The following is a 22,983-nucleotide window of genomic DNA, read 5'->3' as shown; positions in this document are numbered from 1 at the left end:
CCGGACGCAAAAGCGCTGCGCAGTTTTGCTGGAACTGCTTACCGTCACCGCCGCAGCAGCGGCCGTAATGCGGCCTGCGTTTCCTTCAGCAGCGGCAGATATCGCTCCTTCATCTCCGCGGCCGGCACGAGAGCGGCCGGCGCGCCGATGTTGATCGCCGCAACCGTTTCGCCGCGGTCGTTGTCGATGGGTACGGCAATGGAGCAGAGGCCGATCTCCAGCTCCTGATCGATGATGGCGTAACCCTCGGCGCGCACGCGGCGGAATTCGGCGATCAGTTCGTCCGGATCCGTCTTCGTATTCGGCGTGTTTTGCTTCAGCTCGCTGCGGATCAGGATCTCGCGGGCCTCGCGCTCGCCAAGGGCTGCAAGCAGCACGCGACCCATCGAGGCGCAATAGGCGGGCAGGCGGCTGCCGGGGGTGAGGTTGATCGACATGACGCGGCGTTGCGAGGCGCGGGCGATATAGACGATGTCGGTGCCGTCGAGCACCGAAGCCGAAGCGCTCTGGCCGGCCTTTTCCGAGAGATGATCGAGATGCGGCTGCAGCAACGCCGGCAATGGCGTCGCCGCGAGATAGGCGTGGCCAAGCCGCAGGATCTTCGGCGTCAGCGTGAAGAATTTACCGTCATAATCGGCATAACCGAGCTCGGCGAGCGTCAGCAGCGAGCGCCGCACGGTGGCGCGGTCGAGCTCCGTCAGCTTCGAGGCCTCGGCGATCGAAAGCCGCTGCCGCGTTTCGCCGAAAGCTTCGATGACCTTCAGGCCGCGGGCAAAGCCGCTGACGAAATCCGTTTCGCGCATGAGTCCGATTCTCCGATCGATCCATCAATTTTGTGCGATATATGAACAAATGTCAAATAACGCACAAATTTCTTGCCGCCGAGCTCGCTGCGCCTTATGCCTGACGCTGGAGAACGGGATGACCAGTTTCCCCACGATATAAGCCAAGGAGAGATCCCGCATGGACAAGACAGTCGGGAGCACGGCGGAAGCCGTCTCTGAGATCGGTGATGGCGCGACCGTCATGATCGGTGGTTTTGGTGGCTCGGGCGCGCCGATCGAGCTCATCCATGCCTTGATCGACAAGGGCTCCAAAAACCTCACCGTGATCAACAACAATGCCGGCAACGGGCGCATCGGCATCGCCGCGATGATCGATGCCGGCATGGTGCGGAAGATGATCTGCTCTTTCCCGCGGTCGTCGGATCCGCGCGCCTTCACGGATAAATATCTGGCCGGCGAAATCGAGCTCGAGCTGGTGCCGCAGGGCACGCTTGCCGAGCGCATCCGCGCCGGCGGGGCCGGCATCCCGGCCTTTTATACACCAACGGCCTACGGCACCGAACTTGCCAACGGCAAGGTCATCGCCGAATTCGATGGCCGCCATTACGTGCAGGAGCGCTGGCTGAAGGCCGACTTCGCGATCGTCAAGGCTGCGATCGGCGACATCCAGGGCAACCTCACCTACAACAAGGCCGGTCGCAACTTCAATCCGCTGATGTGCATGGCGGCGGTAAAGACGATCGTCCAGGTCTCATCCATCGTGCCGGCCGGCGGCATCGATCCTGAGCAGGTGGTGACACCAGGCATCTTCGTCGACCGCGTCGTCGCCGTCCCCCGTCCCCAGCAGGAAGAAGAGCTCATTCGAGCCGGAGTGGCCTACGTATGACCATCGATACTCGCGAAGACATCAAGCTCTCCAATGCGCAGATCGCCTGGCGCGCCGCGCAGGACATCGCCGACGGCGCCTATGTGAACCTCGGCATCGGCTTTCCCGAAATGGTCGCCCGCTATCAGCCACCCGGCCGGCAGGCGATCTTCCACACGGAAAACGGCATCCTGAATTTCGGCGAGCCGCCGGCGGCCGGCGAGGAGGACTGGGACCTGATCAACGCCGGCAAGAAAGCGGTGACGCTGAAGCCGGGTGCTGCCTTCTTCCATCACGCCGACAGCTTCGCCATGGTGCGCGGCGGCCATCTCGACGTCGCGATCCTCGGCGCCTATCAGGTCGCCCAGAATGGCGACCTTGCCAACTGGCGGGTGGGCAGCAAAGGCGTGCCGGCCGTCGGCGGCGCCATGGACCTTGTCCACGGCGCCAAGCAGGTCTGCGTCATCACCGAGCATGTCACCAAAAAAGGCGAGCCGAAGCTGGTGGAAAAATGCACCTTCCCGCTGACCGGCGTCGCCTGCATCACCCGTGTCTATACCAGCCATGCCGTCATCGACATCGTCAAGGGACGCTTCGTCCTGCGCGAGAAGCTGGCTGCGATGTCGCAAGAGGAATTGCAGGCGATGACCGGTGCTCCGCTGCACGTCGAGGGGCCGGTTGGCGACCTCGTCGTCCCGCAACTCTGAGGAAAAAGCCATGACCGAAGCCTTTATCTGCGACTATGTCAGAACGCCGATCGGCCGCTTCGCCGGCTTGCTGTCCCAGGTGCGGGCCGACGATCTCGGTGCGATCCCGCTGAAGGCGCTGATGGAACGAAATGCCGCCGTTGATTGGGAAGCCGTCGACGATGTGATCTTCGGCTGCGCCAACCAGGCGGGTGAAGACAACCGCAATGTCGCGCGCATGTCGGCCCTGCTGGCCGGCCTGCCGATCGCGGTTCCCGGCACGACGATCAACCGGCTCTGCGGCTCCGGCATGGATGCGGTAATCACGGCGGCGCGCGCCATCCGTTCCGGCGAGGCCGAGCTGATGATCGCTGGCGGCGTCGAGAGCATGTCGCGCGCGCCCTTCGTCATGCCGAAGGCCGAGACGGCCTTTTCACGGGCGGCCGAAATCCACGACACGACAATCGGCTGGCGCTTCGTCAACCCGCTGATGAAGAAGCAGTACGGCGTCGATTCCATGCCGGAGACCGGCGAGAATGTCGCCGAAGACTATCATGTCAGCCGCGAAGACCAGGATGCCTTCGCGGTGCGAAGCCAGGCGAAGGCCGCCGCCGCCCAGGCAAACGGACGGTTGGCGAAGGAGATCACCCCGGTGGTGATCCCGCAGCGCAAGGGCGATGCTGTTGTCGTCGACAAGGACGAGCATCCGCGCGCGACGACGATCGAAACGCTGGCCAAACTCGCGACCCCTTTCAAGAAGGAAGGCGGCACGGTGACGGCCGGCAATGCCTCCGGCGTCAATGACGGAGCGGCGGCGTTGATCGTCGCTTCCGAAGCGGCGGCGCGAAAATATGGCCTGACGCCGATCGCCCGTATTCTCGGCGGCGCGGCTGCCGCCGTTCCGCCAAGGGTGATGGGTGTCGGGCCGATCCCGGCCTCGCGCAAGCTGATGGCACGGCTCGGCATGACTGCCGAGCAGTTCGACGTGATCGAACTCAACGAGGCCTTTGCCAGCCAGGGGCTGGCGGTGCTGCGCGCGCTCGGCATTGCCGATGATGACGCGCGGGTGAACCGCAATGGCGGCGCGATCGCACTCGGCCATCCGCTTGGCATGTCGGGCGCACGCATCACCGGCACGGCGGCCCTCGAGCTTCTGGAGACCGGCGGACAATACTCGCTGTCGACCATGTGCATCGGCGTCGGGCAGGGGATTGCGGTCGCGCTTGAAAGGGTCTGAGGTCGCGACGCTTCCAGCTTTTGCCGGAGGCTACCGTCCCGTTGCGCGGAGCGCCCGGTTTCGTTAGAGATCGGGCATGCTGATCCGACCCGCAGACAAGAACGATCAAAGCGCTATCTGGAGGATCATCGGTCCGACGATCCGCGCCGGCGAAACCTATGCGCTCGATCGCGATCTGACCGAAGCCGATGCGCTCGCCTACTGGATGGGAGCGGACCGCGAGACCTTCGTCGCCGAAGAGGACGGCGTCATCCTCGGCACATATTACATCAAGGCCAATCAGGCAGGCGGTGGCCGGCATGTCTGCAATTGCGGCTACATGACCGACGCCGCAGCGAGCGGCCGCGGCGTCGCGCGGCTGATGCATGAGCATTCCCTGGAGCACGCCCGCTTGCGCGGCTTTCGGGCGATGCAGTTCAATTTCGTCGTCAGCAGCAATGAACGCGCGGTTTTGCTGTGGCAATCTCTCGGCTTCGAGATCGTCGGCCGGCTTCCTGGTGTCTTCCTTCATCCGACGCAGGGTTACGTCGACGCATTGGTGATGTTTCGCACGCTTTAGCGACCGCATCGTGCGGCGAAAAAAGATGTGAATGCGCTGTCGAATTCGCGGCGGTTCAAACGTCTTAAGATCGCGGGCGCGGATGCTTGCCGCATGCGTCGCGATCACTCTGTCGGCATGGAGGTTATGAAGCCATGGGAGTTTCCTATCGTTGGGTCATCGTTGCCGTCGGCGCTCTGATGTCATGCGTGGCAATCGGCGCGATGTTCTCGCTGGCGATTTTTCAGGAGCCGATCGCAACCGCGACCGGCTGGTCGCATGTCGGCATAGCGAGCGCGATGACGCTGAATTTCATCGTCATGGGCTTCGGCGGCTTCCTCTGGGGGGCGGCAAGCGACCGCTTCGGCCCGCGCGCGGTCGTGCTGATAGGCTCGGTGCTGCTCGGCCTGGCGCTGGTGCTGGCGAGCCGGGCAGAGACCCTGCTGCAATTCCAACTGACGTACGGTGTCTTGGTTGGACTGGCCGCCAGCGCCTTCTTCGCGCCGATGATCGCGGCGACGACCGCCTGGTTCGACGAGCACCGCGGCCTTGCCGTGTCGCTGGTCTCCGCCGGCATGGGGGTCGCGCCGATGACGATCTCGCCCTTCGCGCGCTGGCTGATCTCCGCCTATGACTGGCGGCCGGCCATGTTGATCATCGGCATTGCTTCCTGGGTGCTGCTGGTGCCAGCTGCGCTGCTGGTCAGGCGTCCGCCTGCCGAGACCGCAGATGCCGACACCGGATTTGCCGCGGAAGGCGCCAGGCCGCAGCTGTCGAAAGTCTTCCGGTCGCCGCAATTCATCGTGCTCGGCCTGACCTTCTTTGCCTGCTGTGCGGCCCATTCAGGCCCAATCTTCCACATGGTGAACTATGCGACGATCTGCGGCATCGCACCGATGGCGGCGGTCAGCATCTACAGCGTTGAGGGTCTGGCGGGCCTCGGCGGCCGACTGCTCTATGGCAGCCTCGCCGACAGGATCGGCGTAAAGCCGGTGCTGGTCGCCGGCCTGCTGGTGCAGGCGGCAGCGCTCGTGGCCTATCTCTTCGTGAGCCAGCTCGGCGAATTCTACGCGCTCGCCATCGTCTTCGGTAGCGCCTATGGCGGCGTGATGCCGCTTTATGCGGTGCTGGCGCGGGAATATTTCGGCCAGCGCATCATTGGTACCGTCTTGGGCGCAGCGACGATGCTTTCCAGCCTCGGCATGGCCTTCGGCCCACTGATCGGCGGCTGGATCTTCGACACTTTCGCCAATTATTCCTGGCTGTTCATCGGCTCCGCAATGGTCGGGCTGGGGGCTGCGGCAATAGCGTTGGCATTTCCGCCTCTCGCCCGCCAGAAACCACAGCCGGCCTTCGGCATGGTGCCGTAACAGGCGCCTCACAGTCCTGATGAGCAGTATCGAGAGTGGACGTCGGTGACGACGCCCACTCAAGGTTTTCGCATCGTCGCAACTCTTGCCGCCAAATCGCCAACACCGCAGGCGGCACACTCGCCTCCATCGTAACAAATGGACGAGGACCAGCCGGACCACGATCATTCACATCCGCTGACTTGTGTGCCATTCTGGATGGCGAAAGAACAAAGCGTTGCAAGGCAAGTAATATACTTGATTCCCGCAAAAGTAGAGTTCGTATTGGTGTAGTAGCGGACGATGCGGCGACGCCCTCTGCTAGGGCGGTAACGGGTAAGACGCACCAATCCTTAAATATTCACTTGAGGAACCCTCAGTTCTTCGGCAGTATACTCTTTATTAACTTTTGGCTGGGGGCCATGCTGCAGCAATGAGGGTAATAGGGGTTGCTCTGGCATGTATCATGTTGCTGTCGCAGCCGGCTCTGGCGCAGTCTCCACTCGACATCTTCAGGAGCTTGACCGACGGCGTCACACGTGATGCCGCGCCGCCAGATGCTGATCGCCGACCGTCTAAACCGATACAGACTCTTCGGTCGCAGCTGACAAGATCGCAAGTGCAACGCCTGCAGCGTGCCCTGGAAGCGCTCGGTTACTATCATGGTCCGATCGACGGAAATGCCGGGGTCGAGACGTGGAGTTCGGTGGTAGCGTGGGCACGCGATCGAGGATGGGAGGCTCCAACAACCCTCCGTGTGGCGCATCTCAATTCTCTGGAAGCTGAACGCGCGCAGGGACAGGTTACAGAACAGGATCGTCCAAGCTCTGGTCCAGAAGATGGGACTGTTCGTCGCGTTCAATCGGCCCTCTCACGGCTCGGCTACTATTCGGGGCCCGTGAATGGGCAGACAGACCAAGCGACCATGGCTGCGATGGCGGCCTGGGCGGCGGATCGGAACTGGGAGGCGCCGGCATCGATCCGCGAGGCACATGCCGTCAACATGGAGGAGGAACTCTCCCATAGGACAGGCCCGGTTGTCGGCGATGCGGCCTTGCCAGCGTGGCAGCCGGACGACACGGGGATCGGCAGCAAAGTCTGCGCCTCCACCGGCTACAGCAAAGTCTGCCTTCGTCTTGCCTGCGATGCCGAAGCCGGAGTGGTCCTTGATTTCGAAGAGGCGGCGGGCTACTCGACACCGTCGGTCTCGAGCGCGGGACTGACGGTGGATCGGGGCCCTGAGGCAATGCTTCCTCTCGATGGCATCCGCAAGAGACCGGTCCTCGATGCCGGTCGCGATGCGGCGCTCATCGCCCGCCTTTCCTCCGGGCAGTCGCTGAACCTCAAGTTGGGGACATGGTCGATATCCTTCGGTCTCGCCCAATTCGGCCCCGAGTACGATCGGGTTGGAAAGGCATGTGCTACCCTCCTCGCCAGGCTCCGTAGTGGCGAGGATCCCTTCCCTGGGCGGTTCGCCCGCCTTGCCGACGAACTGGCCGAGGTCACCGTGTCCGAAGGAACGTGGACCTCGCAGCCGAATACGGATCTTGGCGGCGATGACATTCGACATGGGCTGGCCGATCCGCTTCTGCGTGGCCTGACGGAAGGCGAATGTATCGCGATCTGCTCGGAAACCGACATGTGCCGGGCCTATACGTTCAACCCGAGCGGTGGGGCATGTTTCCTCAAATCCGGAAAGGGCTCACCCAAACCCTACGCAGCCGCAAAGAGCGGCGTTTTCGATGGCCGGAAAAAGGGTTTAGCACCTCCACCAACCCGAGGACCGGGACCGATCGTCGACGGAGCGGTCGGGTGGCACGAGGGCGAGACACTGGAGGGCTTCCAAGCTCGCGTGAAACAAGCTGCTCGCAGGCTCGGCGGGTCATGCGACGAGGAGAAGGAGACGCTCCGGCGTCTGGCCGAAAAATTCCAATGGACACTGCCGCATCAGGGACCGCTCCGCGCAGGGAACAGTTTTGAAGTCGAGTGGTCGGGCAACACGCTCGAAGATCGCATACCGGTTTGGTTCATGGTCAAAGCAGAACAGCCCGTCCGTTTTAAAGGCAAGGGGCATGTAGCATTGGGTCCTGCCGCGCCCAATCCGTTTGCGATAAAAACCGGTCTCGGCAAGACACGCGCCATGGTCGCTCTGGCCACGCGTGGCGCCGCGGCGAGTGGTTCCGTTTCAACCATTCCGCTGCAAGCGGGGCCTTTGAACCTATCCGTTTCATTGGTGGGCTATCTGCGCGCCTGCGAGGAGGAGATCGTTCTGAAGGAAGAGTCAGAGCAGCTCGAAATCGCACCGGCGCGTGCTGAGATCGTCCTCAACACCGCCGAGGGCCGCGCGGCGTTCACACATAGCATCGATATCCCTAAATTCTCCCGCCGCATCCTCCTCAACGATACCCGCTTTCTTCTGCTGGATGCGGCAAGCGGGACGGAAATTGTCGAACGGGCAGGCACACACCTGCAGATCTCGCCGACCCACCGCTTCATCGGCGTCGAGCATAATGGCCGGCTCGACATCGTCGACATGGTCGACGGGCGTACGGCTGCGACGGCCGATGCCGGCGACCTTCGCTGGGCGCTCGGCGACAGTGTCGTCTTCACCACACTCGCACCTTGGGCGGAGGTGAATTTTTCCTCCACCTTCGGCGATCATTTGCGCATACGGGAACAGATTACCGGGCCGTCTTGTTGCACCGCGGAACGCGGTCAAACGCGCGTGGCGATCGATCTGGAGAATGCTGCCTACGCCATCTGGGGTGGCGCCGGCTACCGCGTTGGTGCGCTTCAAAACCCGGGTTACGCCTCGATCGCGAATTCTTCCGGCGCTTACAGTTCCGCAGGTGGCGAGACAATTCCCCTTCATTTTCATATGTTCTGGTCGCTTGGCATGGTGTCGCCCGTCAGTGTCGCTCGGGAATTCGATGTTGCCGGCGGCTTCAAGACGACCAGTGCCTGGGAAGACTGGGAGGTCGCGGACGCCGACAGCCGCCGCCCCCGCGATTTTACGGAGAGCCTGTCGCGCACGTTGGGCAAAATTGAGCTTCAGGCAGTCAGGATCGATACGGCCGTGGCATCGAACGACCAAGGCTCCGCCAGAGCCGGCAACGACACACCTCTCGCCGCTGCCTTGCCCGAACAACTCTTGCGCCTCGGCGTCGCGCTCGATCCAATGGTCGACGGTGAACGCCTCGTCGCGTCCTACGCGGCAGGTGAGAATAACGACCTTCACGCGCTTGATCGTGACAAGCGGCTGAAACGATCCGCAGAGGCGATGGGGCGCTTCCGCCGCGAGGCGAAGCATGCGGGCTGGCGCTTCGACTGGGCTCTGCCCGTCGGGGACGAGGGTCCGATCTCCGATTGCGAACATCTTCTGCTCGGAGAATCCTCAAACACGGGGGGCACGGGCGCGCTGTTAGCGCCTCGCGATGTTGTCGAGGTCTCGACGGTCCGCACGTCTCGCGGGGCAGTATGGGTGGCGCGTGCGGAATGTGTCGCGGGCGCGACGTTCGGGAGCCTCAGGCCCTATGCTGCTTTTTACGTCATGGATATCGCGCGCCCCGCGCCGGCGGCGAGTGCGGCGCTTCAGGCGGAAGGCGCATTTTTCTTCGAAAACAATGCCCATCGTCTGTGGTACGAGCACCCTTTTCGTATCAAAGCCAATGACGACCTTCTGCTGACCTATGCGCCCGGCAATGGCGTCATTACTGTGCGCGACCGCGCAACACAGAAGTTCCTCTGGATCGGCGAGAATCTTCCGAATGGCGACCTTCTCGTCGATGCCTGGTTGACGAAAGACCGTCGCCATGTGGTTCAACTTAATTCTGACGGCAACTTCTACATTCACGCCATTCTGGACGACAGGCAATCGCTCCTGTCCGGGCGCATTGCCGACGACGAGATCGCGGTCTGGACCAAGGATTACTATTACGACGCGACAGCCGAGGCCGCCGCCCTCATCGATCTGAAGTTTCCCGGTAGGGTTGGACAGTATAGTCTCGACCGGTTTGGCACAGCGCGCCTGGTCCCAGATCTGGCGCGCGCCGTTCTTGATCGCGGACAGACGCCCCAGGCTGTCGCCGAGGTGGGCGTACCGCCGTCGTTGACAGGCGAGATCGCGCTCGAGGAAAACGGCAGTCGCGTAAGGGCCGTATTGCACTTCGATCCGGCCGAGACGGTGCATATGTCCGTTTTTCAGGACGGTGTGCTGACCGAAACGGTTGATGCTGCCAGCATCGGAAATGCAGTGTCGTTCGAGAGGCTTAAGGACGCGCGTTGGGTGTCCGTCATCGGATTCAGTTCTGAGGGCCTGGCGAGCCTCCCGGTATCCGCTGATCTCGGCGAGCCTCTTGCGCGCCGTGCGGTCACCCGCGCGCTCGTCATCGGCGTGAACACTTACGAGGATGAGCGCCTCCGTTCGCTCAATTACCCTCTGCGCGATGCAGGCACGGTGCTCGAAACGCTGACCGAGCCGCTTGGCAAAGAGCCACCATTCCGCGGCGAGGTAGGGCCGAAGGACAGGCGTGCCACACCCGAGGCCATACTGGAGGCGACGGCACGACTGCTGGACGGGCTGGCGCGTGGTGACCACGCGGTCCTGTTTCTAGCCGGCCACGGCATGCAGGATCGCAATGGGCGCTTCTATTTCGCGACGTCGGCCACCGATCCAACGGATCTCGAACACACAGCCTTGCCGTTCGACCGGCTGGCCGCGCTGTTCGAAAGGACCGAGGCGCGCATCACGATCCTTCTTGACGCCTGCCACTCCGGCGCCGCGGGGACCGGGTCTTTCACCACCAACGACGATCTCGCCAACAGCCTCGCTGCCCTCAGATCCAATCTTACCGTTCTCGCCGCTGCGAAAGGGCGGCAGGAGTCGCTCGGACGGCGGGAGGTCGGCGGCTTGTTTACAAACGCGATCGTTACCGTCCTCGGAAAGGACCGCGATCGTTATGACCACAACCACAATGGTCGCATCGAGGCCTCCGAGCTCTATCGCGGCGTCAAGACACTGGTTTTCGCGGCGAGCGACGGCAAGCAGACACCCTGGATCATCAACAGCCGACTGGTGGGAGACTATGCCCTCTTCTAGATTTCGCAACGGCTATAGAACGGTTGCGGCCCTAGCCGCTGCCATGCTGCTTCTCGCACCTGCCGCCTCCGTTGCTGCATGCCTCATCTGTGACGAGGTCGTCGAGCTCGATGGAGTGCGGGCAAATTGCTTCCGTCAGGACTATGAAAAGTTTCTTTCAACGGCCCGGAGCGCGGAAACGAGCAATACGGAGGTCGATCTCTCCGCCTGTGCAGGGGACGACGGGCGCGAACGCCGCGGTCTGGATCGGATGCCCGGGCTCTTATCACCCGGAAGTGAATCCAGCGCGCGGAACCAGCGCGAGCTACGCTCGGTCTACATCTTCGATGAGGCAAGCCTTGTTTGCCTCAAGCGGTTGCTGGATGGGCACGAAGGCACGATCGATCCGTCGGTGCGGTTCGATCTGGTCGAGAATTGCAAGCCATGAGCCAGCCATCATCCAAGCGGCGGGTCGGGCTCTCTTTCTTCTACGTTTCGGATGCCGGCTGGTCGCTTCTGAGCAGCATTGTCACCGTGGCGACCTTCGTCGGCGCGGTGGGGGGTATCTTTTGGGCAGTCTTCGAGTACCGCGAGAGTCAGGAGACCGAACGCACAAAATATACGCTCACTCTCATTGAGACTTGGGAAACGCAGGGCTATCGGCAAGCCTATGGTGAACTTCGTGAGTTCTACACGGCGTTTATCGAGACCGTCCCGCCCGCCGACAGGAAGACGGCTGACGCGAGCCGACACGCCAGGGATAACCTGCTGCAGTCCTTCAACCGTCGGATTGCGCAGGAGCCTGCGCGCCAGGAGCAAGTCAGGGAGGTCGTCTATTTCTTCAACCGGCTTGGTCTCTGCGTGAATGCGTCGCTCTGCTCCAAGGAAACAACGGCAGTCTTCTTCAACGATACTGTACAGTCTTTCCTTGACGTTTATGGGCCTTACATCGAAAGCAACAAGGAAACTTTTCCGGGCCGGGGTGCAACCCTTGTCGACCTCTCTCAGGAACTCAATCCTGCTGGTCGGGACTGAGCATCAGACAAATCTCCCGCTTTCGTGCATTGCCCTTCGTCGATTTCCCCTGATAAGACTTCTCCTATTCGTTTCATTACCTATGTCCTTGGTTTTTCGGGAGGCAATCGTCGCCATGGTCGAACTTGCGCAATCGCTCGCATCCATCAAGCTGCCGGACCTGTCCGGCAAGGCCGTGCTGATCACCGGCGCCTCGACCGGGATCGGCGCGGCGCTCGCCCGCGCCTTTGCCGCCCAGGGCGCCAAGGTCGGCGTGCATTACAATGCCAGCCGCGAACCGGCGGAGAAGCTTGCCGAGGAGATCCGGGCTGCCGGCGGCACGGTGCATCTGATCCAGGGCGACGTCTCGAGGGAAGGCGAGACCGAGCGTGTCGTCGAGGAGACGGCGAAGACCTTCGGCCATCTCGACGGGCTGATCAACAATGCCGGCGGCATGCTGGGGCGCAAGCCGACCTCGGAATATACCGACGCGCATTATGCCGCGGTCATGGACCTCAACGCCCGCTCGGTGCTGGCCGCCACGCGTGCGGCGCATCCCTGGCTGAAGAAGCAGGGTGGCTTCATTATCAACACCACCTCGATCGCCGCGCGCAATGGCGGCGGCAATGGTGCGATCCTCTATGCGGCGTCCAAGGGCTTCGTCTCGACGATCACCCGCGGTCACGCCAAGGAATTCGTCGCCGACAGGATTCGCGTCAACGCGGTGGCACCGGGTGTTATCGCGACGCCCTTTCACGAGCGTTATACCAATGACGAGCAGATGGAGCTGCAGCGCAAGTCGATCCCGATGGGCTTTGTCGGCACATCGGAAGATTGTGTCGGCGCCTATCTCTTTCTCGCCTCGCCGACGCTGTCGGGCTACATCACCGGCCAGATTATCGAGGTCAATGGCGGCCAGTTGATGCCTTAATCTCCGCCTCCTCAAAAGATCTTCCCTTGCAAGGCAAGGGAACTTTCGCGCCGGCGTTTCGTTTCCCGCATGGTCTTTTTATCGAGCGGGGCGCCATGAGCTATTCATTTTCAGAACTCGACTTCCTCAAGCCGGAGCTCGGGGCGGAATATACGGGTTCGGGCACCCATTTCGCGGTATTCTCAGCGCATGCAGAACAGATTGAGCTCTGCCTCTTCTCGCCGGACGGCAAGAAGGAGGTCGCGCGGTTGCCGCTGCCGAAGCGCGAAGGCGACATCTGGTCGGGCTATATTGCCGGCGTCGGACCGGGCACTGTCTACGGCTATCGCGCCCACGGTCCCTATGACCCGCAAGCCGGCCATCGCTTCAATCCGAACAAGCTCCTGCTCGACCCCTATGCCAAACAGGTGACGGGCGAGCTCAAATGGGATGACGCGCTGTTCGGTTATCAGATCGGCGAAGACGACCTTTCCTTCGACGAGCGCGACAGCGCGCCATTCATGGTCAAGGGCGTGGTGCAGGATCCGGACTTCGATTGGGCGGGTGAAGAGGCGATCCGCCGTCCCTGGCCCGACACCATCATCTACGAGGCGCATGTGCGCGGCCTGACGATGACCCATCCGAAGGTGCCAGACCGGCTGCGCGGCACCTTTCTCGGCATGTGCAGCGATCCGATCATCGACCATCTCGTCAAGCTCGGCATCTCGGCGATCGAGCTGCTGCCGATCCAGTATTTCCTCGACGATCGTTATCTCCTGGAAAACAACCTACGCAATTATTGGGGCTATCAGACACTCGGCTTTTTCGCGCCGCAATCTCGTTACATGTCCGGCGACAAGATCACCGAAATCAAGACCATGGTGAAGAAGTTCCATGCCGCCGGCATCGAAGTCATCATGGACGTGGTTTATAACCACACCGCCGAAGGCAGCGAGAAAGGGCCGACGCTGTCCTTCCGCGGGCTCGACAATGCCAGCTATTACATTCTCTCCCCCGACGATCCGCGACACACGTTCGATACCACGGGGACCGGAAACACGCTGAATGCCGCCAATCCCATGGTGATGCGCATGGTGCTCGACAGCCTGCGCTACTGGGTCGGCGTCATGCATATCGACGGCTTCCGTTTCGACCTTGCCAGCACGCTCGGCCGCCAGGATATGGAATTCGATCGGCAGGGCCTGTTCTTCGGCGCCATCCGCCAGGATCCGATCCTTGCCGGTGTCAAGCTGATCGCCGAGCCCTGGGACGTCGGCGATGGCGGTTATCAGGTTGGCGGCTTTCCGCATCCCTTCCGTGAATGGAACGACAAGTTTCGTGACGACGTGCGTCGCTTTTGGAAGGGCGATGGTGGCATGGTCTCGGAGATCTCGCAACGCATCACCGGCTCGGCGGTTCAGTTCAACCATTCAGACCGGGGCGCAACCTCGTCGATCAATCTTCTGTCGGCCCATGACGGCTTCACGCTGATGGATACGGTCTCGTTCGACGGCAAGCACAACGAGGCGAACGGCGAGGATGGCAGGGACGGTCATTCGGACAATCATTCCGACAATATGGGCGCCGAGGGCGCCACCGATAATGCCGACATCAATGCGGCGCGGGCGCGGCGCCGACGCAACATGATGGCGACGCTGATGCTTTCCCAGGGCGTCCCGATGATCCTTGCCGGCGATGAGGTGGGCAACAGCCAGGGCGGCAACAATAACGCTTATTGCCAGGACAACGAGATCGGCTGGACGGATTGGGCGGGGCTCGACGATCCCTTCCTCGATTTCTGCCGGCAGGCCGTCGCCTTCCGCAAGGCCCATCCCGTCTTGCGGCAGGAGCGGTTCCTGACCGGCGAGACCGCCGAGGACGGCCGCATAGAGATCGCCTGGTACAAGCCGGACGGCAATTTCATGGACGATGGGGCCTGGAACGACGACGGATTGCAGGTGCTAGGGGTCTATGTCTCGAGGAGTGTGAATGCACCAGACACCGAGACGATGGACGACCTCTTCCTCATCTTCAATGCCGGCGGCGATTGCGAGGTTCACCTGCCTGTCGTGAATGGGCTGAAACAGTGGTCGAGAATTCTCGACACGGGGACGGAGACGGGTGCCTTCGAGGTGCACGAGCCGGAGAACCCCGTCATCGTCTATGCCCAGAGCGTGGCGGTCTTCGCACCGAAGGGGCAGACCGAGCCGCCGAAGGACGCGACCAAGGCCGAGCGCCGACGGTGGTTCCAGTTCGGCCGCCGCAGCAAGTAGCAGGTCCTCAACAGCATGAATGCCGAAACGATCACCGAACTTGGCCTTGTCTATGTCAGCGATACCGAACCAGGCATCCGCAGGCGAAGGAAGGGCAAGGGTTTCAGCTATGTCATGCCTGACGGCACAACGCTTGCCGACCAATTGCAGCGGGCGCGGATCGGCGCGCTCGGCCTGCCGCCGGCCTATGAGAATGTCTGGATCTGCCTCTACGACAACGGCCATCTGCAGGCGACGGGCTTTGACGCGCGCGGGCGCAAGCAGTACCGCTACCATAAGGAATGGCAATCCTTCCGAAGCGCGGGGAAATTCCATCAGCTGATCGAGTTCGGCCGGGCATTACCTAAGATACGCCGCACCGTTCTGCGCCACCTCGACACCGGTGCGGAGGATGTCAACGGCGTGCTTGCGGCTTTGACGACGCTGCTCGACGAGGCGCACTTACGCGTCGGCAACCAGGCCTATGTCAGGGAAAACGGCACCTATGGCGCAACGACGCTGCTGAAGCGGCATCTGAAGATCGTCGACGGGCAGATAGAGCTGAAATTCCGCGCCAAAGGCGGAAAGCGCGTCCAGCGCAGCCTCAAGCATCCCCGGCTGCAAAAGATCCTGGAAGAGATAGCGGACTTGCCCGGCCGCCAGCTCTTCGTCTGGAAGGATGAAAGCGGGGCGCTGAAGCCAATCGATTCCGGTCGGTTGAACGCCTATCTCGCCGAGATATCCGGCATTCCCATTTCGGCGAAAACCTTCCGCACCTGGGCCGGATCGCTGGCGGCCTTCGGGGCGGCACGCGAGACGATTACCGGCGGCGGTCGGCCGACGGTAAAGCAGATGTCGGAAGCCGCGGCCGAGGCGCTGCACAACACACCGGCGATCTCGCGTTCGAGCTATATCCATCCCGCGATCATCGCGCTCGCCGGCAACGATCATCTGCTGATCGAGAGCGGCAACGAGCCGCTGCGGGGCTTGCGGGCCGAGGAAAACAGGCTACTTGATTTCCTCACAAGCGAGATCGAAGAATGAGCCTCAGAAATCCGCCGACATCGGACGTATCTTTGACGCATCCCGACCGGCTTTACTGGCCGGACGAGGGCGTGACCAAGCAGGCGCTGGCGGATTATTACGCAGCGGTCTGGCCATTCATGGCGCCCTATGTCGTCAATCGGCCGCTGGCATTGCTGCGACTGCCGGACGGGATAAAAAGCCACCAGCGGTTTTTCCAGAAACATGCCTGGAAGGGGATGAATCCGCATATCGAGGAGATCGCCGATCCACAGGATGCGGACGGCGAAAAGCTGCTGCGCATCGCCGATTTCAACGGTCTCGTGGCGCTGGTGCAGTCGGCCGTGCTCGAAATTCATCCCTGGGGTACGACGGCCGACAATTGGGAAAGACCTGACATGATCACCATGGACCTCGATCCCGGCGAGGACGTCGCCTGGAGCGCGGTGATCGCCGCGGCGCTTGACGTGAAGGCGCGGCTGGAAGCCCGTGGCCTGGCTGCCTTCGTCAAGACCTCGGGCGGCAAGGGGCTGCATGTGGTAACGCCGCTTGCATCGAAGGCCGGCTGGGCGGAGGTGAAGGATTTCGCCCATTCACTGGCCGAAAGCATGTCGGCCGACGCGCCGGAGAAATATCTGGCAACCGCGACGAAGGCAAAACGCGGTGGGCATATCTACATCGACTATCTCCGCAACGGCCGCGGCAACACGGCAGTCGCGGCCTATTCGACGCGGGCGCGATCGGGTGCGCCGGTTTCGATGCCGTTGGATTGGTCGGAATTGAACGAGGTGAGCGGTCCCACCGCTTTCACGCTCGGAAACGTGCCGCAACGGTTGGAGACTCAGCCGAGAGACCCGTGGGGGAATTTCTTCGATGCGGCGGTGCCGCTCGAATAAACGGCTTTTAGAGCGGTTCGGCTTTAACGGAACCGCACAGCCGCTCCATCCTTTTGCTTCGCAATTTTCCTGGAATTGGCTCGTCTCAGCTCGCACTGTCCAGCTCAGGATAATGCCTGAAAATTCCTTCCTGGTTGAAGGCGAGGCGGCGGGGGGAGGCGAGATAGCGGGCAATGTTCGGCCGCTTAGCCACCGCATCATGCAGAGCCAAGAGGCCGGGATATTCCGCCTTGCGGTTCGCCATGGCTTTCGGAAAGGCGTAGGTCAGGCCCTCGATCACCTGGAAGAGCGAGAGGTCGACATAGGTGAGCGCATCGCCGACCATATGATTGGCGCCTTTCGGGTTCTGCCGCAGCACCCGTTCGAAATAGCCGAGGAACTTCGGAATGCGGTCGCGGATGAAGGCGGCCGAGCGAGCTTTTGCCTCGGGCTTTTGGTCCTCGTAGTAGAGCGACATGTCGATCGGGTGGTGCGTATCGTGCACTTCGACGACGAAATCGGTGACGGTCAGTTGCAGGCCGTTGACGATATGGCGAAGGCCTTCTTCCTCAGGGGCAAGGCCGAGCTTCGGGCCGAGATAAAATAGGATGTTGGCGACATGCGGGATGATGAGGTCGCCATCCTTCAGGAATGGTGGAGCGAAGGGAATGTGCGCTTCGCTTTTGCTCTCCATGATCTCTAACATCGCCCCGGTGCCGCGCCCGCGGCCAGACTGGCGGGTAATGTCGATATAGTCGGCGCCGGCTTCTTCCAGCGCCAACCGCACGAATTCGCCGCGGCCTTGGATGCCGTCCCAATAATAAAGCTCGTATGTCATGGCTGCTCAATCCTTCGGTTGACGACCGAAGTCTTTTCGCAGTTCGTCCTTGGCCTTTTCAAGAGTTCCGCGCCGCTTTTTCGTGAGCTGGTCGCCGGCGCGGTTGATGTAGAAGGTCAGCATCGACATGGCGGCGCGATAAGGGCTCGACTTGCGGCGATCGCTCTCCTCGGCGGAGTGCTTGACGGAGCGGGCAATCTTCTTCGGATCATCCGATTTGAACACGCCTTCCTTCAGGTCCATCGCATCGCTGTGTTCGGTGACGTCCTGCGACCACTTCTTTTTCGATTTGGCCATGGGTCAAACTCCCTATGCGGCTGGCGGAAAGCTGCGCTTGCCGCGCCCGTCGTCAATGCTGGCTGTGGTGTTCGTTGCGCTTGCGCGTCGCAGCGGCCTTCTTCGCGGAAGCGGACCGTTCCTCCTTCGAGCGTGCGGCGGATGCCGCGCCGCCGATGCGGCCGCCTTTTTCGGAAGATTCATGCGTATCCTTCTTGCCGCGGCCGGAACCGGATTTGTTACCACCGCCGCTTTCCTTGTTGACCGTCGCCCAGGCACGCCGTTCGGCTTCCTTCTCGGAGACGCCGCGATCCTCGTAGCCCTCCTCGATGTGTTCGGCCTTGCGCTTCTGCTTGTCGGTATAGTCGGATTTGTCACCTCTCGGCATATCGGCCTCCTCTGGTTTGCAAAGGGACTGAACCGGTCAGCAGCCCAAAAGTTCCGGCCACGATCATAGCTGCAAGGCCTGGATGCGGAACAAAAGCCGATTTTATCAGGTTTCCGATGGGAAAAGCCTGCACATAAGAAGGAGCCGAGAACATGGAAAAACACATCGTCAAAGCCGATGGAAACGGCGCGATCGACGTGAACGGCCAGGTATCGCCGGTCACCTATACCGTTAGCCTCAAGCAAGGGAAGGGACGTTTCTACGAGGTCGACATTTGCCTGACGGCGCCGCGTGACTGGCTGCTGCAGAGAGGCTTCGAGCGGGATGCCGTGCTGGTCAGTCAGAGCGGTGCGCGCATTCCCGTCTATCACGACGATGGCAATCATCACGATGACGGCCGTCTCCGTCCTGCCGACACGCTCTCGATCGAACTGACGGCGCGCGACGACAGTTGCACCAGCGAGGTGGATCTGATGCGCAAATATCCCGAGTTCGACGGCGAGGACGCGTAAAGCAGAAGTTGCAGCAAAGAAACAGATGCCCTAGGCGCCAGGCCGCTGCCGGAGGGCGTTCTTGACCGCCTGGTCGAGCGCCTTGCTGCTGAAAGGTTTCGACAGCAGCACCGAACCGGGGAGACGGTTTGCATCCGGCAGGCTGCTGTTGCCGGTGGCAAAGACCAGGCCGACCGACGGAAAGGCCTCGCGGGCCTTGGCGGCAAAGACCTGTCCCGACATGCCCGGCAGGCCGACATCGACGACGATGATGTCGACGATGGTTTGTCCAAGGATTTCCACGCCCCTTTCGCCGCTGTCAGCTTCGATGACGTCATAGCCAAGATCCTGCAGAATCTCGGCAGTATCCATGCGGATGAAGGCGTCGTCTTCCACAAGCAGCAGCTTCAGCTTTGCGCGGACGATCTCGGGGTGTTTGGCGGGGGTCACTGCGGCATCGCTCGCCCCTTGGCGGCGTTGCGTGCGGTTGGCAAGCACGTGGCGGATCTTGCGGGCGAGTTCCTCGCGCGTATAGGGCTTGGAGAGCAGTTCGAGGCCGGGATCGAGCCTGCCGCCATGGACGATCGAATTTTCAGTATAGCCCGATGTATAAAGCACGGCGATATCCGGCAGACGCTCGCGCGCCATGCGCGCAAGCTCCGGGCTCCGCAACGGCCCGGGCATGACGACATCGGTAAAGAGCAGATCGATATGGGCGCCGCTTTCGATCACGGTGAGCGCGCTTTGCGCATCCTTGGCCTTCAGCACGTAGTAGCCGAGATCTGACAGCATCTCGACGACGGTGGCGCGCACGCCCTCATCGTCCTCGGCGACAAGGATGGTTTCTGTGCCCCCGGCTGCGGGTACGCTGTCGGCGGCCGTGACGCGATCCTCGCTTCGGAACGAGCGGGTCAGGTAGAGCTTGACGGTCGTGCCTTCGCCGATCTCGCTGTAGATCTTCACGTGGCCGCCGGATTGTTTGACGAAGCCATAGACCATCGACAGGCCGAGACCGGTGCCCTTGCCTTCCGGTTTCGTCGAGAAGAAGGGCTCGAAGGCCTGCTCCATTACCTCCTGCGTCATGCCGGAGCCGGTATCGGTCACGGCGAGCACGACATATTGGCCGGCGGTGACTTCAGGATGGGTGCGGCTGTAGGAATCGTCGAGGAAAGCGTTGCCGACCTCGATCGTCAGCTTGCCGGCGCCATCCATCGCGTCGCGGGAGTTGATCGCCAGGTTGAGCAGTGCGTTTTCGATCTGGATCGGATCGGCGAAGGTGTTCCAGAGACCGCCGGAGACCATGGTCTCGATTTCGATCTCCTCGCCGAGCGCGCGGCGCAGCATGTCGTCCATGCCGGTGACGAGACGGCCGATGTTGATGACCTTCGGTTCCAGCGGCTGGCGGCGGCCGAAGGCGAGCAACTGGCTTGCCAGCCGCGAGCCGCGTTCGACGGCGGCAAGCGCGTTGGAAATGCGTTCCTTGCCCCGGCCGCTTTCTGCCACGTCCTTGCCGAGAAGCTGCAGATTGCCTGAGATCACCTGCAGCAGATTGTTGAAGTCATGGGCAACGCCGCCGGTGAGCTTGCCGATCGATTCCATCTTCTGCGCCTGCTGGAGTGCTGCTTCGGCCTGCTGGCGTTCGGCAATCTCGGCCGCGACGCGGACCTCGAGCATTTCGTTGAGTTTTCGCAGCTGATCTTCCATGTCGCGGCGCTGGTCGATTTCGACTTTGGCGGCACGGAAGAGCCGGATATTGTCGATCGCGACGGCCGATTGGCCGGCGAGGCTGACGAGGCTCGCCTCGGCCGCTTTGGAAAAACGGCCGGGCTGGCAGTGACCGAAGAACAAGCCGCCGATGACGCTGCCGTCGCGTGATTTCACCGGCACGGCAAGATAGCTCCTGACCGGAAGATGCCCCTTCGGCATGCCTGCATGCGGCGCATTCTGCCCGTAGCGCGGGTCGAGCAGGATGTCGTCGGAGCGCACGATACCTTCGCCGTTGAAGGTCGGCGCGAAGACCTTGGTATTGCGCGGCATCGGGAATTTCTCGAAGTTCTTCCGATCGACACCGCAGAGCGCATAGAGCATGTAGCTGCCGCCCTCGCCATCATCGACATTGTAAAAGAAGGCGCCGAATTCCGCGCCGGTCAGCGTCACGCCGGCATCGACGACAATCTGGGTGAGGCGTTCGACACTGGGCTCTGCGGTGACCGCGGCACCCGCCCGGTTGACGACCGCAAGCGCCTCCGATTTTGCACGCAGTTCTTCCAGCGCGATCTGTTCGCCGCGCTTGGCCGACACCTGGTCGGTGACATCAAGGGCCGCACAGAGGATGCCGGCGACCCTGCCGTCATCGTCGCGCAGCGGCGTGTAGGAGAAGGTGAACCAGGTGTCCTCGGTGCGACCGTCGCGGCGCATCGGGATGAGCAGCTCCTTGAAGAGCTGCGAACTGCCTTCCAGGGTGCTGGCGATGATCGGCGAGAACTGTTCCCAAATATCCCCCCAGACCTCGCGGAAGGGTCTTCCGAGGGCATCGGGATGCCGCTCCGGGAAAACCGGCACATAGGCGTCATTGTAGAGAAAAGCGAGATCTGGACCCCAGGCGACGAATTTAGGCTGCCGGGAATTCAACACCATTTCGGCGATATGTTTGAGAGACGCGGGCCAGCTTTCGACCGGACCGAGACCGACGGCGTGGAAAGCCGGATGCCGTAACATTTCGCCGATTTCGCCGCCGCCTCTCGGCCAGCCGTTCCCGACGCTTCCCATTCAAAATCGCTTCCTTCCGCCGCACCGGTGTGATCGGTCGTCTCGGGCTTCAGCCCTTCCAAACCGTCAACATAGAGGCTTGCGATAGGAGGGAAAGGGCGCGGTCGAAATATCCTTAACTGCCGGGCGTTCCACACTTTAGCAGTCTGCGGAGAGCGCCTGCGGACTGTTATTTTCGATAGAGTTTCTGCGATGCGGCAAAGGCGCGGCCGATGTAAACGGAGACCAGCTGCACCGGCGCGCGCGGATCGCGGAAGACCAGCCCGACGAGATTGTCGACGACAAGGATGAACCCGAGCGCGAGACCGAGGTAGAGCAGCGCGGCGATGAGCAGGAGCGACATCTCCATCTCTCACACGATCGCAGTCGAAGCGCGTTTGCCCGCAAAAAGGAGGATTTCGGTGTGACTGTCGTTCATGGCAACTTTCCCGTTCGGCCATAAACAGTCATCGTATCTTGTTGTTCCCCGTTATCGGGGCAAGGCTCAATTTTTTTTGGAAGCCCCAAAGCTTGCAGTGTCATCCGGCCTCTGTTCACCCCCGCATGGAAGCCCACCCCTGCAATTCAATATCGCACAACCAATTCAGGCATATGACAACAAAGGACCAAGGGCGTCGAGACGACGCCCTTTAATCGAGATGCTCAGTATTCTAGTGTTCAGGACGCGGTCTTGCGGCTCGCGGTCCGCTTCGGCGCCGGCGTAACCACGCCATTCGTCTTGGCGCCCGTCGCAGTGCGCTTCGCCTTGAGCTTGACCTCTTTGCCGTCGGAAGACGCAGCCGAGCCCTCAAGCGCGTCGCGCTCGTGTCGTGCCTGTTCCCAATGGATGGAATCTCGCCCTGTCGGATAACCCTCTTCTTCCCAGAGGGTGTATGCACGTTTTTTGATCCACTCTTCCCGAGTTTCTGCCATCGCTGATCTCCAGTCACATGATGCCGTCGTTCGAACGCGATACTCTTCGGATGGTTCCAGAGGAGCGGAACTCTTTCAAGCGAAATCGCGCCGCAACCGGAAATATTTCGCATCGCAGCATATTAGGGTTGAGAATCCGCCTTCACTGGGACCGATACTCCGCCGCCTTGTGCAGATCTGACACGAAATCCCGGCGCTGCCGGCGCTGATCCGCCTCGTCGCGAATGCGCAAGAGATAGGAGGGGTGGATGGTGACCAGGACAGGCGGACGGTTTGCCGGATAGAGGATACGGCCGCGCTCCGGCGTCAGCTTCACTTTCGGCCCGAGCAGCGCATAGAGCGCGCTTGCGCCGAGCATTGGTGACATAACAGCGCTGGCGGTCGAGACCGGCTTCTTCCAGGCAGCGATCGAGCAGGCGGCCGGCGGGACCGACGAAAGGTCTGCCGCTCACATCCTCCTGATCGCCCGGCTGCTCGCCGATAAGGATGATCTCGGCTTTGACAGGGCCTTCGCCGAAGACGATTTGCGTGGCATTCATGTAGAGATCACAACGGGTGCAGCCTTCGGCCTGATGCCGGAGTTCGGCAATGCTTGTCGCGTTCGCGACTTCGAGCGCCAAGGCGGGACCGACGTTTGCGGCTATGGTCATGATGGCGATCCTCATCTCCCCGGGATCAATCGATCTGTGCCGGCATTG

The 22,983-nt window shown here is 61.7% G+C and carries 20 protein-coding genes and 1 pseudogene; 13 read left to right on the top strand and 8 right to left on the bottom strand.

The features are described 5' to 3' along the window. Positions 1-44: 44 nt before the first annotated feature. Positions 45-803 (bottom strand): IclR family transcriptional regulator, encoded by a 759-nt coding sequence (locus tag G9X64_RS09425; protein WP_171376473.1) that lies wholly within the window; start codon positions 801-803, stop codon positions 45-47. A gap of 160 nt (positions 804-963) precedes the next feature. Here G9X64_RS09425 and G9X64_RS09420 point away from each other — a divergent pair, with 160 nt between their 5' ends. The 12 genes from G9X64_RS09420 to ligD all read left to right on the top strand — a co-directional run bounded on the left by G9X64_RS09420 (position 964) and on the right by ligD (position 16,632). Beyond that, positions 964-1,671, top strand: coding sequence for a 3-oxoacid CoA-transferase subunit A (locus tag G9X64_RS09420; RefSeq protein WP_168312709.1), 708 nt, complete (start codon positions 964-966; stop codon positions 1,669-1,671). Next, positions 1,668-2,357, top strand: coding sequence for a CoA transferase subunit B (locus G9X64_RS09415; protein WP_171376472.1), 690 nt, complete (start codon positions 1,668-1,670; stop codon positions 2,355-2,357). Before G9X64_RS09420 ends, G9X64_RS09415 begins: the two co-directional genes overlap by 4 nt. Positions 2,358-2,367: 10 nt before the next feature. After that, a complete protein-coding gene (pcaF, locus tag G9X64_RS09410) occupies positions 2,368-3,573 on the top strand; it encodes a 3-oxoadipyl-CoA thiolase (protein WP_171376471.1) in 1,206 nt (401 codons plus the stop codon). Positions 3,574-3,649: 76 nt separating this feature from the next. Next, positions 3,650-4,132 carry a GNAT family N-acetyltransferase gene (locus tag G9X64_RS09405; RefSeq protein ID WP_168315044.1) on the top strand — a complete coding sequence of 161 codons (483 nt, stop codon included), beginning with the start codon at positions 3,650-3,652 and terminating at the stop codon, positions 4,130-4,132. Positions 4,133-4,266: 134 nt separating this feature from the next. Next, positions 4,267-5,481: an MFS transporter gene (locus G9X64_RS09400; RefSeq protein ID WP_171376470.1), complete on the top strand. Its 1,215-nt coding sequence runs from the start codon at positions 4,267-4,269 to the stop codon at positions 5,479-5,481. Positions 5,482-5,893: 412 nt separating this feature from the next. Continuing rightward, complete coding sequence (locus tag G9X64_RS09395; protein ID WP_171376469.1) at positions 5,894-10,558, top strand: caspase family protein; 4,665 nt, start codon at positions 5,894-5,896, stop codon at positions 10,556-10,558. Next, a complete protein-coding gene (locus G9X64_RS09390; protein WP_168315047.1) occupies positions 10,545-10,985 on the top strand; it encodes a hypothetical protein in 441 nt (146 codons plus the stop codon). The genes G9X64_RS09395 and G9X64_RS09390 overlap by 14 nt, the downstream gene beginning before the upstream one ends. Next, positions 10,982-11,572: a DUF4760 domain-containing protein gene (locus G9X64_RS09385; RefSeq protein ID WP_171376468.1), complete on the top strand. Its 591-nt coding sequence runs from the start codon at positions 10,982-10,984 to the stop codon at positions 11,570-11,572. Before G9X64_RS09390 ends, G9X64_RS09385 begins: the two co-directional genes overlap by 4 nt. A 115-nt stretch (positions 11,573-11,687) precedes the next feature. Beyond that, positions 11,688-12,482, top strand: coding sequence for an SDR family NAD(P)-dependent oxidoreductase (locus G9X64_RS09380; RefSeq protein WP_018448491.1), 795 nt, complete (start codon positions 11,688-11,690; stop codon positions 12,480-12,482). A 95-nt stretch (positions 12,483-12,577) separates the two neighbouring features. Next, a complete protein-coding gene (gene glgX / locus G9X64_RS09375; protein ID WP_168315050.1) occupies positions 12,578-14,734 on the top strand; it encodes a glycogen debranching protein GlgX in 2,157 nt (718 codons plus the stop codon). Between the two features lie 15 nt (positions 14,735-14,749). Further along, the gene (locus G9X64_RS09370; RefSeq protein WP_168312698.1) at positions 14,750-15,757 is read left to right on the top strand and encodes a DNA topoisomerase IB; all 1,008 of its coding nucleotides are present in this window, start codon (positions 14,750-14,752) and stop codon (positions 15,755-15,757) included. Further along, positions 15,754-16,632 carry a non-homologous end-joining DNA ligase gene (gene ligD / locus G9X64_RS09365; protein ID WP_171376467.1) on the top strand — a complete coding sequence of 293 codons (879 nt, stop codon included), beginning with the start codon at positions 15,754-15,756 and terminating at the stop codon, positions 16,630-16,632. The genes G9X64_RS09370 and ligD overlap by 4 nt, the downstream gene beginning before the upstream one ends. Before the next feature lie 85 nt (positions 16,633-16,717). Here ligD and G9X64_RS09360 read toward each other — a convergent pair whose 3' ends face one another. The 3 genes from G9X64_RS09360 to G9X64_RS09350 are packed head-to-tail and all read right to left on the bottom strand — an operon-like array spanning position 16,718 to position 18,113. Beyond that, complete coding sequence (locus tag G9X64_RS09360) at positions 16,718-17,449, bottom strand: glutathione S-transferase (protein WP_171376466.1); 732 nt, start codon at positions 17,447-17,449, stop codon at positions 16,718-16,720. A 6-nt stretch (positions 17,450-17,455) separates the two neighbouring features. Further along, positions 17,456-17,746, bottom strand: a complete 291-nt coding sequence (locus tag G9X64_RS09355; RefSeq protein WP_171376465.1) for a DUF3175 domain-containing protein — start codon at positions 17,744-17,746, stop codon at positions 17,456-17,458. Between the two features lie 52 nt (positions 17,747-17,798). Then, a complete protein-coding gene (locus G9X64_RS09350) occupies positions 17,799-18,113 on the bottom strand; it encodes a plasmid stabilization protein (protein ID WP_171376464.1) in 315 nt (104 codons plus the stop codon). Between the two features lie 152 nt (positions 18,114-18,265). Here G9X64_RS09350 and G9X64_RS09345 point away from each other — a divergent pair, with 152 nt between their 5' ends. Next, on the top strand, positions 18,266-18,625 hold the full coding sequence (locus tag G9X64_RS09345) for a hypothetical protein (protein WP_171376463.1): 360 nt from the start codon (positions 18,266-18,268) through the stop codon (positions 18,623-18,625). Between the two features lie 30 nt (positions 18,626-18,655). Here the strand turns inward: G9X64_RS09345 and G9X64_RS09340 are convergent, their stop codons facing one another. The 4 genes and pseudogenes from G9X64_RS09340 to G9X64_RS09325 all read right to left on the bottom strand — a co-directional run bounded on the left by G9X64_RS09340 (position 18,656) and on the right by G9X64_RS09325 (position 22,935). Further along, positions 18,656-21,373, bottom strand: a complete 2,718-nt coding sequence (locus G9X64_RS09340) for a response regulator (protein WP_171376462.1) — start codon at positions 21,371-21,373, stop codon at positions 18,656-18,658. A 169-nt stretch (positions 21,374-21,542) separates the two neighbouring features. Continuing rightward, positions 21,543-21,716, bottom strand: a complete 174-nt coding sequence (locus tag G9X64_RS09335; protein ID WP_164986495.1) for a hypothetical protein — start codon at positions 21,714-21,716, stop codon at positions 21,543-21,545. A 314-nt stretch (positions 21,717-22,030) separates the two neighbouring features. Then, positions 22,031-22,285, bottom strand: a complete 255-nt coding sequence (locus G9X64_RS09330; RefSeq protein WP_168312691.1) for a DUF2934 domain-containing protein — start codon at positions 22,283-22,285, stop codon at positions 22,031-22,033. 142 nt (positions 22,286-22,427) lie between these two features. Then, positions 22,428-22,935, bottom strand: a pseudogene (locus G9X64_RS09325) (uracil-DNA glycosylase family protein). Positions 22,936-22,983 lie beyond the last annotated feature (48 nt).

Source organism: Rhizobium sophorae, assembly GCF_013087515.1.
Lineage (GTDB): Bacteria > Pseudomonadota > Alphaproteobacteria > Rhizobiales > Rhizobiaceae > Rhizobium > Rhizobium sophorae.
This window is presented reverse-complemented; position numbering and strand designations above follow the sequence as displayed.